The organism is Prescottella sp. D32 (assembly GCF_037287305.1).
Taxonomy (GTDB): Bacteria; Actinomycetota; Actinomycetes; order Mycobacteriales; family Mycobacteriaceae; genus Prescottella; species Prescottella equi.
The window spans coordinates 1,398,918-1,415,895 of sequence record NZ_JARBSW010000001.1 but is presented as its reverse complement, the minus strand read 5'-3'; the positions used below and the strand labels follow the sequence as shown (position 1 = coordinate 1,415,895).

General features: G+C 68.7%; 14 protein-coding genes. 1 reads left to right on the top strand and 13 read right to left on the bottom strand.

Annotated features, from left to right (window positions below):
* Positions 1-323: 323 nt before the first annotated feature.
* The 8 genes from PSS76_RS06590 to PSS76_RS06555 form a co-directional block, all read right to left on the bottom strand.
* The gene (locus PSS76_RS06590) at positions 324-740 is read right to left on the bottom strand and encodes a PPOX class F420-dependent oxidoreductase (RefSeq protein ID WP_013416897.1); all 417 of its coding nucleotides are present in this window, start codon (positions 738-740) and stop codon (positions 324-326) included.
* A gap of 65 nt (positions 741-805) precedes the next feature.
* Positions 806-1,561 carry a FadR/GntR family transcriptional regulator gene (locus tag PSS76_RS06585; RefSeq protein WP_005518344.1) on the bottom strand — a complete coding sequence of 252 codons (756 nt, stop codon included), beginning with the start codon at positions 1,559-1,561 and terminating at the stop codon, positions 806-808.
* Positions 1,562-1,722: 161 nt separating this feature from the next.
* On the bottom strand, positions 1,723-3,684 hold the full coding sequence (locus PSS76_RS06580; protein ID WP_084847101.1) for an acetoacetate--CoA ligase: 1,962 nt from the start codon (positions 3,682-3,684) through the stop codon (positions 1,723-1,725).
* Positions 3,685-3,687: 3 nt separating this feature from the next.
* Positions 3,688-4,545 (bottom strand): HpcH/HpaI aldolase/citrate lyase family protein, encoded by an 858-nt coding sequence (locus PSS76_RS06575; RefSeq protein WP_337456062.1) that lies wholly within the window; start codon positions 4,543-4,545, stop codon positions 3,688-3,690.
* Positions 4,542-5,015: a MaoC family dehydratase gene (locus PSS76_RS06570; protein ID WP_005518341.1), complete on the bottom strand. Its 474-nt coding sequence runs from the start codon at positions 5,013-5,015 to the stop codon at positions 4,542-4,544. The genes PSS76_RS06575 and PSS76_RS06570 overlap by 4 nt, the downstream gene beginning before the upstream one ends.
* 3 nt (positions 5,016-5,018) lie before the next feature.
* Complete coding sequence (locus PSS76_RS06565) at positions 5,019-6,182, bottom strand: acyl-CoA dehydrogenase family protein (RefSeq protein ID WP_005518340.1); 1,164 nt, start codon at positions 6,180-6,182, stop codon at positions 5,019-5,021.
* Entirely contained in the window at positions 6,179-8,203 is a 2,025-nt protein-coding gene (locus PSS76_RS06560) for an acetyl/propionyl/methylcrotonyl-CoA carboxylase subunit alpha (RefSeq protein WP_084847102.1), read from the bottom strand. Before PSS76_RS06560 ends, PSS76_RS06565 begins: the two co-directional genes overlap by 4 nt.
* 8 nt (positions 8,204-8,211) lie before the next feature.
* Positions 8,212-9,771: a carboxyl transferase domain-containing protein gene (locus PSS76_RS06555; RefSeq protein ID WP_005518338.1), complete on the bottom strand. Its 1,560-nt coding sequence runs from the start codon at positions 9,769-9,771 to the stop codon at positions 8,212-8,214.
* A gap of 117 nt (positions 9,772-9,888) precedes the next feature.
* Between PSS76_RS06555 and PSS76_RS06550 the strand changes: the two genes are divergently transcribed.
* On the top strand, positions 9,889-10,518 hold the full coding sequence (locus PSS76_RS06550) for an SACE_7040 family transcriptional regulator (protein WP_064078574.1): 630 nt from the start codon (positions 9,889-9,891) through the stop codon (positions 10,516-10,518).
* 5 nt (positions 10,519-10,523) lie between these two features.
* On the opposite strand, the gene PSS76_RS06545 is transcribed toward PSS76_RS06550, so the two are convergent.
* The 5 genes from PSS76_RS06545 to PSS76_RS06525 form a co-directional block, all read right to left on the bottom strand.
* A complete protein-coding gene (locus PSS76_RS06545) occupies positions 10,524-10,787 on the bottom strand; it encodes a GlsB/YeaQ/YmgE family stress response membrane protein (RefSeq protein ID WP_005518336.1) in 264 nt (87 codons plus the stop codon).
* A 119-nt stretch (positions 10,788-10,906) separates the two neighbouring features.
* Positions 10,907-12,019 (bottom strand): NDMA-dependent alcohol dehydrogenase, encoded by a 1,113-nt coding sequence (locus PSS76_RS06540; RefSeq protein WP_005518335.1) that lies wholly within the window; start codon positions 12,017-12,019, stop codon positions 10,907-10,909.
* A 38-nt stretch (positions 12,020-12,057) separates the two neighbouring features.
* Positions 12,058-13,551, bottom strand: a complete 1,494-nt coding sequence (locus tag PSS76_RS06535; protein ID WP_005518334.1) for an aldehyde dehydrogenase family protein — start codon at positions 13,549-13,551, stop codon at positions 12,058-12,060.
* Between the two features lie 106 nt (positions 13,552-13,657).
* Positions 13,658-15,298, bottom strand: coding sequence for a sigma-54-dependent Fis family transcriptional regulator (locus tag PSS76_RS06530; protein ID WP_005518332.1), 1,641 nt, complete (start codon positions 15,296-15,298; stop codon positions 13,658-13,660).
* 15 nt (positions 15,299-15,313) lie between these two features.
* On the bottom strand, positions 15,314-16,966 hold the full coding sequence (locus PSS76_RS06525) for an AMP-binding protein (RefSeq protein WP_013416904.1): 1,653 nt from the start codon (positions 16,964-16,966) through the stop codon (positions 15,314-15,316).
* Between the last annotated feature and the right edge of the window lie 12 nt (positions 16,967-16,978).

Below are 16,978 nucleotides of genomic sequence, written 5' to 3'. Positions count from 1 at the left end.
CCGGGCGGACACCGAAACACATGACCCTTCTCAGCCGCGCCCGACACGGGTCCGGAACGACAGCCGACAAGGCACACACTCGGGATATATCTGCTGATCGGACCTGTTCCGTTACAGCAGTGCGGCGCCGACGGACGCCGGTCACAGAGTTCAGGGAGAGACGGCCGACCGCGTGGATCGCAATCGCGCAGACTCGCCGAACCCCTGTCTTTCCGAGGGGTCACCTATGGCGGTCTGTCACCGATTCACCTGGGTCGAACACACCCGCATCAATCTACAGGGTCGGTCCGTCAGAACCCATTTCCGCCCAGTTCACCGAGCATTCATTCGGTGACGTCGAGGGCGGCGATCACCTTGGTGGGGCGGACCCGCACCACGAGTTCCCCCTGGACAGCGTTGCGGCGTCCGAACTCCTCCGCCCGCTCCTCCCCCATGTAGCGTCGGGCGATCTCGGTCGCGACCCGCAGCAAGTCGTCCGGATCGGTCGAGATCGCGGCCTCACCCTGGATCTGCACGAACGCATACGGCGGCTCCTCGAGGTCGACACACAGGGTCACGCGAGGATCCCGGGCGAGGTATCTCCCCTTGGCCGTCGACGCCCCCGTGTTGAACACCACATCCTCCCCCTCGAGGACGTACCAGACGGGGGCAACCAGAGGGCGGCCGTCTCCGGAGAGAAAGCCGAGCTTGCCGGTCCGGGTCCCTCGCGTGAGGAACTGCCGGACGTCCGGGTCCTGCAAACTGTCATGCAGACTGCTCACGAACCGAACAGTACGCGGGCGGGCCGCCGGGCGCCCGGCTCTCGTCAGGACAGGACTTCGACCAGGGTCGTCGCCGAGTCGCCGACCATGTACTTCTCGATACCGTCCAAGTGCTTGCGCCAGAAGTCCTGGGCCGCGATCGCGTCGCCGCTGCGCAGGTGAGCGAGCAGCTTCGTGTACGCGCGATGCGCCGCCCGCGCGGCCGGCTTGTCCTGATTGTCGCCGTGCGACGCGATGAACAGCGCATTGTGCGCCTCGATGATGTGCACGAGCATGCCCGCGAGCACCGCGAGCGTCTCGTTGCCGGCGAGGTCGACCAGGCTCTGGTGCAGCTGCACGTCGTGGTGCGCGAACGCCGCGGCGTCGTCCACGAGGTCGGCACCCTCGTCGATCAACTCGGCGAGGCGATCGAGTTGCTCCGTATGCCCCGGACCCGCCAGGACCCCCACCGCGGACACCTCGAGCGAGGCGCGGGCGCGATAGACGTCGACCAGCGGGGTCCCCTGGTACTGCAGCAACAGGCCGGTGTACCGCGCGGCGACCGATGCGTCCGGTGCCATGACCCGGGCGCCCCCGCGTGCTCCCCGGAGCACCGTGATGATCGACTCCGATTCGAGAATCCGGAAGGCCTCCCGGAGAGTGGGACGCGAGACCCCGAACTGCTCCATGAGCACCGACTCGTTCGGCAACGGATCACCCGCGCCGAGCTCGCCGGTGATGATCCGTCGGCGCAGGTTCGCGGCGACGAGCTCACCCGCCTTGGGCACCCGCACCACAGTCGACTTCGATCCGACCGCCACGTTGTCCCTCTCCTCGGCTCCCGTCCCGGCACGCGCCCGGACTCGGTACCGATGAAGAGTACAAGGCTTTAGTTGTTTCCTCGCCTTCCGACGGCGCAATCGGTCGGTGTCACCCCGCACGACGAGCGCAAGCGATGCTACCGATGGGTAATCTCACACCGTCAACGAGATCCGAATCGGGCGAACCAGTCGAGCAGTGCGGGATCGTCGACGGCGCTGCGATCGACGACGCGGGCCGCGTCGCCGCCCTGGAACAGCCGCTTGAGCGGGACCTCCAGTTTCTTGCCGGTGCGGGTGTGGGGAATGCCCGGAGCAGCGACGATCTCGTCCGGCACGTGCCGCGGCGACGCCTTCTCCCGGATCTCCGTGCGGATCCGCTCGCGCAGCGCGTCGTCGAGCTCACATCCGTCGGCGAGGACGACGAACAACGGCATCCAGTAGCCGCCGTCACTTCGCTCGGCACCTATGACGAGGGCCTCCACGACCTCCGGCAGCCGTTCGACGGCCTGATAGATGTCGGCGCTGCCCATCCGGATGCCGTTGCGATTGAGGGTCGAATCCGAGCGCCCGTGCATCGCGACGCCACCGCGGTCGGTGATCGAGATCCAGTCGCCGTGCCGCCACACCCCGGGAAAAGTCTCGAAGTAGCTCGCCCGGTACCGGGCGCCGTCCGGGTCGTTCCAGAACCGGACCGGCATCGACGGGAGCGGGCGGGTGATCACGAGTTCGCCCACGCCGTCGCGCACCGGCCGACCGGACTCGTCGAACGCGTCGAGAGCGACGCCGAGGTACGGGGCCGACAACTCCCCCGGCCACACGGCGGTGATGCGGGTCCCGCCGACGAACGCCGACACGACGTCGGTACCGCCGCTGATGGACATGACCGGCACGTGCTCACCCACGTTCTCGGACAGCCACCACGACGAGGACGCCGGCAGCGTGGACCCGGTGATCCCCACCGCCCGGAGCGCGCCCAGGTCGTACTCCGCCGCCGGCACGATCCCGGCCTTCTGACAGCCCAGGACGTAGCCGGGGCTGGTTCCGACCACGGTGACGCCGAGCCGGGCCGCCGACTCCCACAACCGGCCCTGTGCCGGGTGGGCGGGGCTGCCGTCGTAACAGACGACCGTGGCGCCCACCAGGAGTCCGGCCACCTGGAAGTTCCACATCATCCAGCTCGGACTCGTGTACCAGAAGAAGGTGTCGTCTCGCCCGATGTCGCTCTGCAGCGCGATCGCCTTGAGGTGTTCGAGGAGGACACCGCCGTGACCGTGCACGATGCCCTTGGGCAGGCCCGTCGTGCCGGACGAGAAGACGATCCACAGGGGGTGGTCGAACGGCACCGGTACCGGTTCGAGCGCGGCGTCGCCCGCAGTGGCCTGCTCCCACCGGATTGCGCCGGGCACTTCGCCGGCTGCGAGTCGCGGGACCACGACGGTCGCTGCGAGCGAGGGCATGCCGGCGCGCAACTGCTCGATCTCGCCGGTACGCGGATGCTCCTTGCCGCCGAACCGGTAGCCGTCGGCGGCCACCAGCACCGTCGGTTCGAGCTGTCCCAGGCGGTCCAGCGCGGCCGGCGCCGAATAGTCCTGCCCGCACGCGGACCACACGGCACCGATGCTCACGGTCGCGAGGAACGCGACGATCGCCTCCGGCACGTTGGGCAGGTAGCCGACGACACGGTCTCCGGGCCCGACGCCGAGCGAGCGCAGGGTCGCGGCGAGCGCCCCGGTCTGCCGCATCAGCTCGGCCCACGACACCGTCTCCCGGTCGCCGGCCTCGCTCTCGTACACCACGGCGGGCCGGTCGGTTCGGGCGTTGCGCATCACGTGGTCGACGTAGTTGAGCCGGGCCTGCGGGAACCAGACGGCCCCGGGCATCGCGTCGACGGCCAGAGCCGGCCCGGGATCCGACACCGAGCCGACCTCGAAGTACTCCCACACCGACTGCCAGAACGCGCCCACGTCGTCCACCGACCACTGCCACAGCGCCCGGTAGTCCGGTAAGGTCCGCCCCGTGCGGCGTTCGACCCGGCGCGCGAAGTCGGTGATGCGGGCGCGGGTGACGTCCTCGTCGGTCGGCACCCACTGCGGCCGGGTACCGACGGTTCCTTCACTGGTCACAGGTCACCTCTCCCCTGTCCGGGCGATGCCCGAGCGGCGCACGATCTCCTCCGCGTGCCGTAGCACCGGACCGTCGACCATCTGCCCGTCGAGGGTGAACACCCCGCGTTCCCTCGACGCTGCCGCGAGAACCCGCTCCGCCCAGCCCAATTGCTTCGCGGTCGGCGTGTAGGCGGTGCGGATGACGTCGATCTGGCTCGGGTGGATCGCCACCTTCGCATCGAATCCGACCGCGACGGCGTCCTCGCACTCGGCGCCGAGCCCGTCGAGGTCGCCGATGTCGAGGAACACCGAGTCGAGCGCGAACCTGCCGTGTGCCTTCGCCGCGAGCAGGGCGGTCGACCGGACGTGCCGGGCCACGTCCCGATAGGAGCCGTCCGGCTTCCGGCTGGACGTGCCGCCGAGGGCCGCGACGAGGTCCTCGGCTCCCCACATCACGCCGACGGCGTTCCCGGCCTGCACCGCCCCTTCGATCGCGAGCGCCCCGAGCGGCGATTCGACGAGAGCGATCACCGACAGCGGCGCGAGGTCGAGCACCTGGTCGACGGACTCGCACTTGGGCAGCATCACCGCGGTGTACGGCGTGCGGTCCAGTGCGGCGCAGTCGAGTGCGTGGTCGTCGGTACCGTGCGCGTTGACGCGGACGACCGTCCGGTCGGGGTCGAGCGGGACGTCGACGAGTGCGCGACGCGCGGCCTCCTTGTCGGCGGGTGCGACGCCGTCCTCGAGGTCGAGGATCACCACGTCGGCCGCGGCGGCCGCCTTCGCGAAGCGTTCCGGGCGGTCGGCGGGACAGAACAGCCACGCAGACCCGGGAATCGTTCCCGCCCAGATGCTCTCGCCGTTCGACGGTTCACTCATGCCGGCCTCTTCCTGACGAGGGTCTTGCGAACGGCGGTCGCCACGACGTCACCGTGCTGGTTGCGGCCGGTGTGCTCGAGCGTGACGATGCCCTCCCCCGGCCGGCTGCGGGATTCGCGCAGGTCGGTCACGACGGTCTCGGCGTACAGCGTGTCGCCGTGGAACAGCGGCTTGGGGAACGCGATCTCGGAGAATCCGAGGTTCGCGACGATGGTGCCCTGTGTCAACTGGGCCACCGACAGACCGACCAGCGTCGAGAGCGTGAACATCGAATTGACCAGCCGCTCACCGAACTGCGTCTCGGCGGCGAACGCGGCGTCGAGGTGCAGCGCCTGCGTGTTCATGGTGAGCGTCGTGAACAGGACGTTGTCCGCCTCGGTGATGGTGCGCCCGGGCCGGTGGGCGTACACGACCCCGGTCTCGAATTCCTCGAACCACAGCCCGCGCTGGACGATCTTTCGTGCCGTCACTGGTCAGACCCCCAGTTCCCGTGCGATCAGCATCAACTGGACCTCGGTGGTGCCCTCCCCGATCTCGAGGATCTTGCTGTCGCGGTAGTGCCGGGCCACCGGGTACTCGTTCATGAAACCGTATCCGCCGAAGATCTGGGTGGCATCGCGCGCATTGTCCATCGCGGCCTCGCTCGCGACGAGTTTCGCGATCGACGCCTGCTTCTTGAACGGCTTGCCGGACAGCATGAGTGCGGCCGCGTCGTAGTACGCGGCCCGTGCGGTGTGGGCCCGCGCCTCCATGCGCGCGATCTTGAATTCGATGGCCTGGTTGGCCCCGATCGGACGCCCGAACGCCTCGCGTTCCTTCGCGTACCGGACGGACTCGTCGACGCAGCCCTGCGCGGCGCCCACCGCCAGAGCTGCGATCGCGATGCGGCCCTCGTCGAGGATGCGCAGGAAGTTCGCGTAGCCGCGGCCGCGTTCGCCGAGCAGGTTCGCCTCGGGAACACGCACGTCCTGGAACGTCAGCGGATGGGTGTCGGAGGCGTTCCAGCCGACCTTGTCGTACGCCGGTTCGGCGGTGAAGCCGGGTGTGGAGGTCGGGACCAGAATGGTCGAGATCTCCTTGCGGCCGTTCTCCTTGGTTCCGGTGACCGCGGTGACGGTGACGAGCTTGGTGATGTCGGTGCCGGAGTTGGTGATGAACTGCTTGTTGCCGTTGATCACCCACTCGCCGTCGACGAGTTCGGCCTTGGTGCGGGTGCCGCCGGCGTCGCTGCCGGCGCCGGGCTCGGTGAGACCGAACGCGGCCAGCGCCTTGCCGCTCGTGAGCTGCGGCAGCCACTCCTGCTTCTGTTCCTCGTTGCCGAAGCGGTACACCGGCATCGCACCCAGCGACACACCGGCCTCGAGGGTGATCGCGACGGACTGGTCGACCTTGCCGAGTTCCTCGAGCGCGAGGCACAGCGCGAAGTAGTCGCCGCCCATGCCGCCGTACTCCTCGGGGAACGGCAGACCGAACAGGCCCATGTCGGCCATCCCGTCGACCACCGCGTACGGGAACGTGTGGTTCGCATCGTGTTCCGCGGACACCGGAGCGACGACGTTCTGCGCGAAGTCCCGAACGGTCTTGGCAAGCTGCTGGTACTCGTCGGGCAGCGATCCGGTGGACAGATATTCGGTCATGACGCGGCATCCTCCGTTGCGAGTTCGGGTGAGGGCTGTGATTCGGTGGCGGGACTGACCCGCGCGAGGGGTTGATCGACCTTGACCTGATCGCCGACGGCGACGAGAACCTCGACGACGCCGCCGATCGGCGCGGACAGGGTGTGTTCCATCTTCATCGCCTCGACGACCACCACGGCGGTCCCGGCGTCGACGGTGTCGCCGGACGCCGCGGCCACCGCGATGACGGTGCCGGGCATCGGGCTGGTCAGTTCGGCGTCGCCGGCGTGGGCGTCGCCGCCGCGGACATTCGCCTCGCGCAGTTGCGAGACGGTCCACGTGCCGGTGGCGCCGGCGAGCCACAGGGTGTCGGCGTCCTCCGCGACGCGATAGCGATCGCTACGCCCGTCGAGCACGACGGTGAGGACGCCGTCGTCGAGTCGTGCTGTTAGCGTGCGCTTCTCGCCGCCCTCGACGTGCACGAGGCCGTCGGTGGGAGTGCCGGCGACCAGTACGTGCTCGGTACGGTCGCCGGCGCGCAGGCGCAGCGAGACCGGACGAGTACCGCCGACCCGCCACCCGCTCGGGACGTCCCACGGATTCGAGGTGTCCCGGGCCCAGAGTGCGAGCCAGTGGTAGGCGGCCGCGGCAACGAGGACGTCGTCGTCGACCGGCGGGGTGTGGAAATCGGCGACCCGGCGATCGAGCAGACCGGTGTCGAGACGTCCGGCGCGGACGTCGTCGTCGGCGAGCAGGAACCTCGCGAAGGCGATGTTGGTGACCACGCCCAGCACCGAGGTGTCGGCGAGCGCCCGGTCGAGCCGTCGCAACGCCTCAGCCCGATCGTCGCCGTGCGCGATCACCTTCGCCAGCATCGGGTCGTAGTCGCTGCCGACGACGGTCCCGTCCTGCAGCCCCGAGTCGACACGCACGCCGGCACCGGTGGCCTCCGCGAGACCGAGGACCGTGCCGCCGGTCGGCAGGAAGCCACGAGACGGATCCTCGGCGTACACGCGCGCCTCGATCGCGTGTCCGGTGAGTGTGACGTCGTCCTGAGTGAATCCCAGCGGCTCGCCGGCGGCGATCCGAACCTGCCACTCGACGAGGTCGAGTCCGGTCACCAACTCCGTCACCGGGTGTTCCACCTGCAGGCGGGTGTTCATCTCCATGAAGAAGAACTCGTCGGGCCGGTCGGCGGACACGATGAACTCCACGGTGCCGGCGCCCGTGTAGTCGACGCTGCGGGCGGTGTCGCACGCCGCGGCGCCGATCCGTGCCCGGGTCGCGGCGTCGAGCAGCGGCGACGGCGCCTCCTCGATCACCTTCTGATGCCGGCGTTGCAGGCTGCACTCGCGCTCGCCGAGATGCACGACGTTGCCGTGGCCGTCGGCGAGGATCTGCACCTCGATGTGCCGGGGCCGCAACACGAACCGCTCCAGGAACAGCGTGTCGTCCCCGAAGGCCGAGGCCGCCTCACGGCGTGCGCTCACCAGCGCACCGGGCAGATCCGCGGCATCCTCGACCAACCGCATGCCCTTGCCGCCGCCGCCCGCGGACGGCTTGACGAGCACCGGGTAGCCGATGTCGTCGGCGGCCGCGATCAGTTCGGCATCGGACAGTCCCGGCCTCGCGATGCCCGGCACCACCGGGACGTCGAACGCGGCCACCGCGTTCTTCGCGGTGATCTTGTCCCCCATCACCTCGATGGCCCGCGCGGACGGGCCGAGGAAGGCGATACCGGCCGCAGCACAAGCCGCGGCGAACGCCGTGTTCTCGGAGAGGAACCCGTACCCGGGATGGATCGCCTGCGCGCCGGTGCGCTTCGCCGCATCGAGCACCCGGTCGATGTCGAGGTAGCTCTCACGGGCCGCCGCCGGCCCGATCAGGACGGCGGTGTCGGCCTCGCGGAGATGCCGGGCGCCGGCGTCGGCCTCGCTGTAGACGGCGACCGAGCGGATCCCCATCTGCCGGAGAGTGCGGATCACCCGGACCGCGATCTCGCCGCGGTTGGCGACGAGGATCGTCTGGAACTGTGTAGTCATATGTGCCCTCACATCCGGAAGACGCCGTAGGAGACCGGCTCGAGCGGCGCGTTCGCGCACGCCGACAACGCCAGGCCGACAACGGTTCTGGTATCGGCAGGATCGATCACGCCGTCGTCCCACAGCCGGGCGGTCGAGTAGTAGGGGTTGCCCTGCGCCTCGTACTGGGCACGAATCGCGTCGGGATCCTTCCCGGACCCGACGGCGCCGAGAACGGACGCGGCCTGCTCACCGCCCATGACGGAGATGCGGGCGTTCGGCCACATCCACAGGAATCGCGGCGAGTAGGCGCGGCCACACATCGAGTAGTTACCCGCACCGTACGAGCCGCCGATCACCACGGTCAGTTTCGGCACCCGGGCGCAGGCGACGGCGGTGACCATCTTGGCGCCGTGCTTGGCGATGCCGCCGGCCTCGTACTCGCGGCCGACCATGAAGCCCGTGATGTTCTGCAGGAACAGCAGCGGGATGCTGCGCTTGTCGCACAGTTCGATGAAGTGGGCACCCTTCATCGCCGACTCGGCGAACAGCACGCCGTTGTTCGCGACGATGCCGACCGGGTGGCCGTGGATGCGGGCGAACCCGGTGACCAGGGTCTTGCCGTACTCGGCCTTGAACTCCTGGAACCGCGGCGCCCCGTCGCCGTCGCCGTCCACGAGGCGGGTGATGACCTCGCGTACGTCGTACGGCATGCGCGGGTCCGTGGGGACCACGTCGTACAACTCGTCCTGGTCCGCAACGGGCGCAACCGGCTCGGCCACGTCCCACGGCCGGGGCGCGCGCGGACCGAGGGTCGCGACGATGTTCCGGACGATGCGCAGGGCATCACGATCGTCCTCGGCGAGGTGGTCGGTGACGCCCGAGACCTTGGAGTGCAGGTCGCCGCCACCGAGTTCCTCGGCCGTGACCACCTCGCCGGTCGCCGCCTTCACCAGCGGCGGACCGCCGAGGAAGATCGTGCCCTGATTGCGCACGATCACGGCCTCGTCACTCATCGCCGGGACGTACGCACCGCCCGCGGTGCACGAGCCGAGGACCGCGGCGATCTGAGGAATCCCCTTGGCGCTCATGGTCGCCTGGTTGTAGAAGATCCGCCCGAAGTGCTCGCGATCGGGGAACACCTCGTCCTGCATCGGCAGGAACGCGCCGCCGGAGTCGACGAGGTAGATGCACGGCAGATTGTTCTGCAGCGCGATCTCCTGCGCCCGCAGGTGCTTCTTCACCGTCATCGGGTAGTAGGTGCCGCCCTTGACGGTGGCATCGTTGGCGACGATCACGCACTCCCGGCCGGAGACTCGGCCGATTCCGCCGATCACGCCGGCACCGGGGCACTCGTCGTCGTACATGCCGTTCGCGGCGAGCGGGGCCAGTTCGAGGAACGGGCTACCCGGGTCGAGCAGGGCGTCGACGCGATCGCGGGGCAGCAGCTTGCCGCGAGCGACGTGGCGCTCCCGGGACTTCTCGCTGCCGCCGAGCGCCGCCGCGGCCAGCCTGCCGCGCAACTCGGACACGAGGGCGAGGTGTTGCTCCCGATGGGAGCTGATGGAAGCGGTTCGAGCGGTTGTCACGTCACCGTCCTCGCAGTTGATGGATACGATGAGATTCGGTTAATCCCGACTAACTGAATTTAGGTTATCCGTGATTAACTGAGTTGTCCAGATCACACGAACGGAAATATGTGACCGATGACCGACGTCGATCGTGAAGCGGGTGTCGTCCCCGGCCGGCGCAGCCGCGCCAAGGCCGACCGACGCCGCGAGCTCCTGCGTGCCGCGGCACGGCTGATCGCCGAACGCGGCTTCCCCGGTGTGCGCCTCGAAGACCTCGGGTCCGCGGTGGGAATCAGCGGACCCGCCGTGTACCGACACTTTCCCAACAAGGACGCGCTGCTCGTCGAACTGCTCACCGACATCAGCGAGCGGCTGCTCGCGGGTGGAACAGATGTCGTCGAGCGGGTGCCCGACCCCCACCGGGCCCTCGCGGAACTGGTGGACTTCCACCTCGACTTCGCGTTGGGTGAGCCCGACCTGATCCGGGTACAGGACCGCGACCTGCATTCGCTGCCCGACAAAGCCCGCCACCGGGTGCGTCAGACGCAGCGTCGGTACGTGGAGTTGTGGGTGGGGGTACTGCGGAAGATGGATCCGGGTCTCGACAGCACGCGGGCGCGCATCGCCGCCCACGCGGCGTTCGGCCTGATCAACTCGACTCCCTACAGCGCCGTGTCCCCGACCGCCGATGCGGCGGACGGGGATCTGACCCGCTCGGTGCTGCGCCGAATGACGTTGGCGGCGCTCGCCGCCGAGACCCGCTGAGTCCGTCAGCTCCGCTTGGCCGTGACCGACGTGTACGCGAGCGTGAGGACCGCCGCGACCGCGATGCTGATGATCCACCGCCACCAGTCGATGCCGGGCGTGTCTCCCTTGTCGCTGATCAGTCCCCAGATCCAGTAGCCGATCAGCGCGCCGACGATGCCGATCACGATCGTGATGATCCAGCCCATCGCCTGCTTGCCCGGGACCACCAAGCGCGCGAGGACGCCGATGACCGCGCCGAAGATGATCGTGCCGATGATCTCGCCCATGACAGGCTCCTTTCCTACGCCCCCGTCATGCGCGGAACACACTCCCGCCCTGGCTCGACGGTACTTTCTCCGACGAACCAGGGCGGAAGATCACCGAGATCGTTGTGCGAGCGAGTCCATCACGACTCGTGGATGATGACGCCGCGGATGTTCTTGCCGTTGCGCAGGTCCTCGTAGCCCTGATTGACGTCCTCGAGCGAGTAGCGCGTCGTGACCAGTTCGTCGAGTTTGAGCTCACCCTGGTCGTACATCCGCAACAGGCGGACGATGTCGTACTGCGGATTGGCCGAGCCGAACAGCGTCCCCTTGATGGTCTTCTCGTTGAGCGTCAGGTCGGCACCCGAGACGTGCACGGTCAGCTTGGTCGGATCGGCGAGGCCGGTGATGACCACGGTGCCGCCCTTGCCGATGACTGCGGTCGCTGCCGCCACCACCTCCTCGTCCACCGTGCCCACCAGGATCAGTGCCTGATCGGCTCCCTGGCCCCAGCTGAGTTCGTTCACCTTCACCGCGGCCTCCTCCGCTGACGCGAAGGCGTGCGTCGCCCCGAACTTCAGCGCGGTCTCCCGCTTGAACTCGAGCGGATCGACAACCACCACGTATCGGGCGCCGGCCTGCACCGCACCCTGGACGGCGTTGATACCGAGACCACCGATGCCGTAGATGACGACGATGTCGCCGGCGCGGACGCCGCCCGCGTACACCGCCGTCCCCCACCCCGAGGGCACACCGCAGCCGACGAGAACGGCGGTCTCGAGCGGCAGCCACTCGTCGACCTTGACGACCGAGTGCTGCGAGATGGTCGCCCGCTCGGAGAACGTGCCGAGCATGCACATCGCACCGAACTCCTTACCGCCGGAGCGGAATCGGAACGTGCCGTCGGGCATCGAGCCCTCGAGGATCGTGGCTCCCATGTCGCACAGGTTCTGCCGCCCGGTGGCACAGTAGCGACACGTGCCGCAGTTGGGAATGAAGCTGCACACCACGTGGTCACCGGGCTTGACCTTGGTGACGCCCGGACCGACCTCCTCGATGATGCCGGAACCCTCGTGCCCGCCGACGATGGGATAGCGCGGCGGCAGATCGCCGTCGGTGAGATGCAGGTCCGAATGGCACAGTCCCGCAGCGGTGTACTTGATCAGGACCTCACCGGGGCCGGGCCCGTCCAGGTCCAGTTCCATGATCTCGAACGGCTTCCCGGCGTCGAGCAGCACGGCGGCCTTGGTCTTCATGGGTTCTCCTTCGAAGTGTTCTGTCGGGGGTGTCGAAGTCAGAGCGCGACGTTGACGGCCTTGGTCTGGGTGTAGAGGTCGATGGCGGAGGCGCCGAGCTCACGGCCCCAGCCGGACTGCTTGTAGCCACCGAACGGCATTGCGGTGTCGAACCCGTTGTACTGGTTGATCCACACCGAGCCGGCCTTCAGGCGGCGCGCCGTGCGATGCGCCTTGGAGATGTCCCGGGTCCAGATGCCGGCGGCGAGTCCGTAGATCGAGTCGTTGGCGGCGGTGACGATCCCCTCGTCGGCATCGAACGGCATGGCCGCGACGACGGGTCCGAAGATCTCCTCCCGGACGACACTGAAGTCGGGTTCGACGTCGACCAGCACCGTGGGCTCGACGAAGTAGCCCGTCTCGCCCCAGCGCTTGCCGCCGGTCAGGGCACGGGCGCCGTCGGCGAGACCGTCGCGCAGGTATCCGGTGACCCGGTCGAGCTGTTCCTGCGACACCAGCGGGCCGAGTTCGGTGGTGGGGTCGAGCCCGGGCCCGATCTTGACGTTGCTCGCGGCCTCCGCGACGGCCTCGGTGAAACGCTCGAAGATGGAGTTCTCGACGTACAGTCGCGTACCCGCGACACAGCACTGGCCGTGGTTGAACAGCCACGCGTTGAGCGAACCCTGCACGGCCGCATCGAAATCGGCGTCCGCGAAGACGATGTTGGGACTCTTGCCACCGAGCTCGAGAGTCACCTTCTTCAGGTTGCCCTTCGCCGCCTCGACGATCTTCTTGCCCACCTCGGTGGAGCCGGTGAATGCCACCTTGTCGACGTCGTCGTGCGCCGACAGGGCGGCGCCGGCGTCGCCGAACCCCGTGACGACGTTGACGACACCGGGCGGGAAACCGGCCTCCTCGAAGACCTCGGCCAGCATGAGCGCGGTGAGCGGGGTCTGCTCCGCAGGCTTGAGGATCACCGTGTTGCCGGCCGCGAGTGCGGGCGCGAGCTTCCACGACGCCATCAGCAGCGGGAAGTTCCACGGCACGATGAGCCCGCACACCCCGACGGGTTCGCGGAGGGTGTAGGCGTGGAACTCGCCGCCCGGAACGAACGGCATCGACACGTTGACCGTGCTGCCCTCGATCTTGGTGGCCCAGCCCGCGTAGTAGCGGAACACGTCCGCGGCCCACGCGGTGTCGACGGCCGATGCGATGGCGGCGGACTTGCCGTTGTCGAGCGCCTCGAGCTGCCCGAACTCCGCCGCACGCTCGGTGAGCAGGTCGCCGACCCGCCAGATGAGACGCTCACGCTCGTTGGGCTTCATCGCGGCCCACGGCTCGAAAGCCCGTCGTGCCGCGCGCACCGCGCGGTCGACGTCCTCGGCCTCCCCGTGTGCGACGTCGGCGAGGCGCTCGCCCGTCGCGGGGTCGTACGTGACGAACGTCCGCCCCGACGCAGCGTCGACGAACTCGCCGTCGATGTACAACTGCTTGGTGCCGGCGAGGAACTCACGAACTCGCGGCGAAAGGGTCTGCTCGGCAACGACTGTCATGCCCGAACCTCCTGCAGTTCTGTCTGTGATGTGCAACACAGCCATCGTGCTTCGGGAGGTGGGTCGTCAACTGTTCAAGCTTTGGACAGCTCTGCCGATCGCCTGGTCAGACGGTGATGTCGAGCGCGCGGATACGGCTGTAGAGCGTCGTTCGACTGATCCCGAGTCGAGCCGCGGCATGCACCTTGTTGCCACCGCTCTCGCTGAGGGCCTCGACGATCGCGTCACGCTCGGCCCGCTCGCGCCCACCGAGCCGCGCGATACGGCCCGGCGCGCGGTAGTCCTCCGGCAGATCCTCGACCCGGACGACGCCACCGTCCGGTCGGTCCGGCAGCCCGGCGAGCACGGCACGCAACTCGACGAGATTCCCGGGCCAGGCGTGCTCGGACAGCGCGGCCAGTGCGCTGGGCCCGAGCCTGAGATCCGCGCGCCCGAGCTGATCCGCGAGTGCCGCGACCAGTCCGTCGAGTTCGCGGATCCGATGCCGGAGCGCGGGGACGCTCACCTGATTTCCGCAGCGCGCGAGCAGATCACGCGCAGCCGGCGGCACGGTGTCCACCGGGTCGCTGGTCATGACGATCCGCGGTCCTGCCGGATTCGCGACGAGTGACGCGATGAGCGCGAGCACCGAGTCGGGCGCCAGATGCACGTGCTCGATCAGCACGTGCGAGGGCGCCTGCCCGACGACCTCGAGCAGCCCGGCGGACCACTCGCGCTCCCCCTGCCCCACGATCTGCGCGGCGTCCAGCACGTCGACCGCGCCGTCAGCGAACTGCCGGGCCGCCCACGTCCGTCCGCTGCCGGGTTCGCCGACGAGCGCGAGCGAGCCCGTCCCCGATCGCAATTCGTGCAACCGGCGTCGCAGCCGTGACGTCGCGTCCTGCGGTACGGCGGTGCGGCGCACCGGTGCCCGCGTCCGACCGGCGTCGAGCAGGAAGAGGGCACCGCTGTCCGCTCCGGCGACCCGGTCGATCTGCAGGGCCGTGCTGCCGCCGGCCGACAGCGCGAAGTGCAGCCGACGCGATTCCCCGGCCGGGACGTCCGCCGCGAGGGCGCGCAGCGCCGCGTGGTCACTCGGCGCGAGCATCTCGACCGCGGCCTTGTTGGTGAGCATGATGTCCTGCCCCATCGCGGCGACCGCCAGTCCGCGCTGCCGGGCGGCGCGCTGGAACGCGTCGACGACGCGGCGATCCGACTCGCGCGCCCCCTCGAGCAGGCGCGCCTCGATGTCGCCGACCGCGCGGGCGACGAACGGCGCGAAGAGCGGGTTCGCGGTCTTCTCGGTGGCGGTGATGTCGAGGATGCCCTCGATCCGCCGGGTCACCGGATGGACGATCGGTTGTCCGTAACAACTGAACTGGCGGAACGACTCCAGGAAGTGCTCGTGACCGTGGACGACCACGCCCTGCCGCACCTCGAGCGGTGTGCCGAGCGCGTTGGTGCCGTAGTTCTCCTCGCTGAGCACGACGCCGGTCAGCAGACCGACACCCTCCATCGCGCCTCGCAGCGCGTCCGAATCGAACACGCGCGCCACCACACGGCAGTCGCGGTCGACCAGGAGGACGCCGCAGCCCGTCCCCGCCAACTGGACCCCGAGTTCGTCGAGCACCGGGCGGGCTGCCCGCAACAGACGCTCGGACGAGTCCGACGGATCGAACAGGGTCGGCTCGGGCACCCTGGCCGGGTCGATGCCGCTGAGCTGCGAACGCTTCCAGGACAGTTCGATCTCCGGCCGTAGACCGTGCACCACCGACTCCTCCGATCAGCCGCGATCGATCAGTTCGAGCGACAGCTCCCGCATCTCGACCTTGCGGATCTTTCCGGTCACCGTCATCGGGAACTCGTCGACGAGGTGCACGTACCGCGGGATCTTGTAGTGCGCGAGGCGCCCCGTGCAGAACTCGCGAACCTTGTCGACGTCGAGCGGCTGCGCGCCCTCCCGCATCCGGATCCACACCATCAGTTCCTCACCGTACTTCGCGTCCGGCACGCCGATCACCTGGGCGTCGAGGATGTCGGGATGCGTGTAGAGGAACTCCTCGATCTCCCGCGGATACACGTTCTCGCCGCCCCGGATCACCATGTCCTTGATCCGGCCGGTGATCGCGACGTAACCGTCGGAGTCCATCACCCCGATGTCACCGGTGTGCATCCAGCGGGCGGAATCGATTGCCTCGGAAGTCTTCTCCGGGTTGTTCCAGTAACCCAGCATCACCGAGTACCCGCGCGTACACAGTTCCCCCGCTTCGCCGCGCGGCACCGTCAGTCCCGTCGCCGGGTCGACGATCTTGACCTCGAGGTGTGGGCCGACACGACCGACCGTGGACACCCGCTGATCGATGGAGTCGTCCCGACGGGTCTGCAGCGACACCGGCGACGTCTCGGTCATGCCGTAGCAGATCGACACCTCCGCCATGCCCATGCGCTCGATGACTTGCTTCATCACCTCGACCGGGCACGGCGATCCGGCCATGATGCCGGTGCGCAGGCTCGACAGGTCGTAGCTGTCGAAGTCGGGGTCGGCCAGTTCGGCGATGAACATCGTGGGCACCCCGTACAACGATGTGCACCGCTCCGCCTGCACCGCCGCCAGAGTCGCGGCCGGCTCGAACGCCGGACCGGGAATCACCATCGCCGCTCCGTGGCTGGTGCACGCGAGGTTGCCCATCACCATGCCGAAGCAATGATAGAAGGGCACCGGTATGCACACCCGGTCGTGCTCGGTGTATCCGCACAGCTCGCCGACGAAGTAGCCGTTGTTGAGGATGTTGTGGTGACTGAGCGTCGCGCCCTTCGGGAATCCGGTTGTCCCCGAGGTGTACTGGATGTTGATGGGATCGTCGGCGGAGAGCGCCCCCTGCGCCCGGTCCAGGGCTGCGCGGTCGGCCTCGAGAGCGGCCCGTCCGTCGTCGAGCAGCCGGTCCCACTGCTCCGACCCCAGCAGCAGCACGTGCTCCAGGGCGGCACGTTCGGGGCGGACCTGCTCGATCATCGCCGCGTAGTCGGACGTCTTGAACGCCGGTGCGGCGATCAGCATCCGGATTCCCGCCTGATCGAGGACGTACTCCAGCTCGTGGGAGCGGTACGCGGGGTTGATGTTGACCAGGATCGCACCGATCTTCGCCGTCGCGTACTGCACCATCGTCCACTCGGCGCAGTTGGGCGCCCAGATGCCGACCCGGTCGCCCTTCGTGATGCCGGTGCCGAGCAGTCCCGTCGCGAGCGCGTCGACCTCGCGGGCGAGCTCACGATAGGTCCAGCGGCGGCCCGAGCCTCGATCGATCAACGCGTCCCGGTCGCCGTGCGCCGCGACGGTGCGGTCGAAGTTGTCGCCGATGGTGTCGCCCAGCATGGGCGCATCCCACGTGCCCGAGGCGTAGCTCGGCACCGATTGCGACAGCGAAGTCGTGGTCATCGCGTTCCTCTC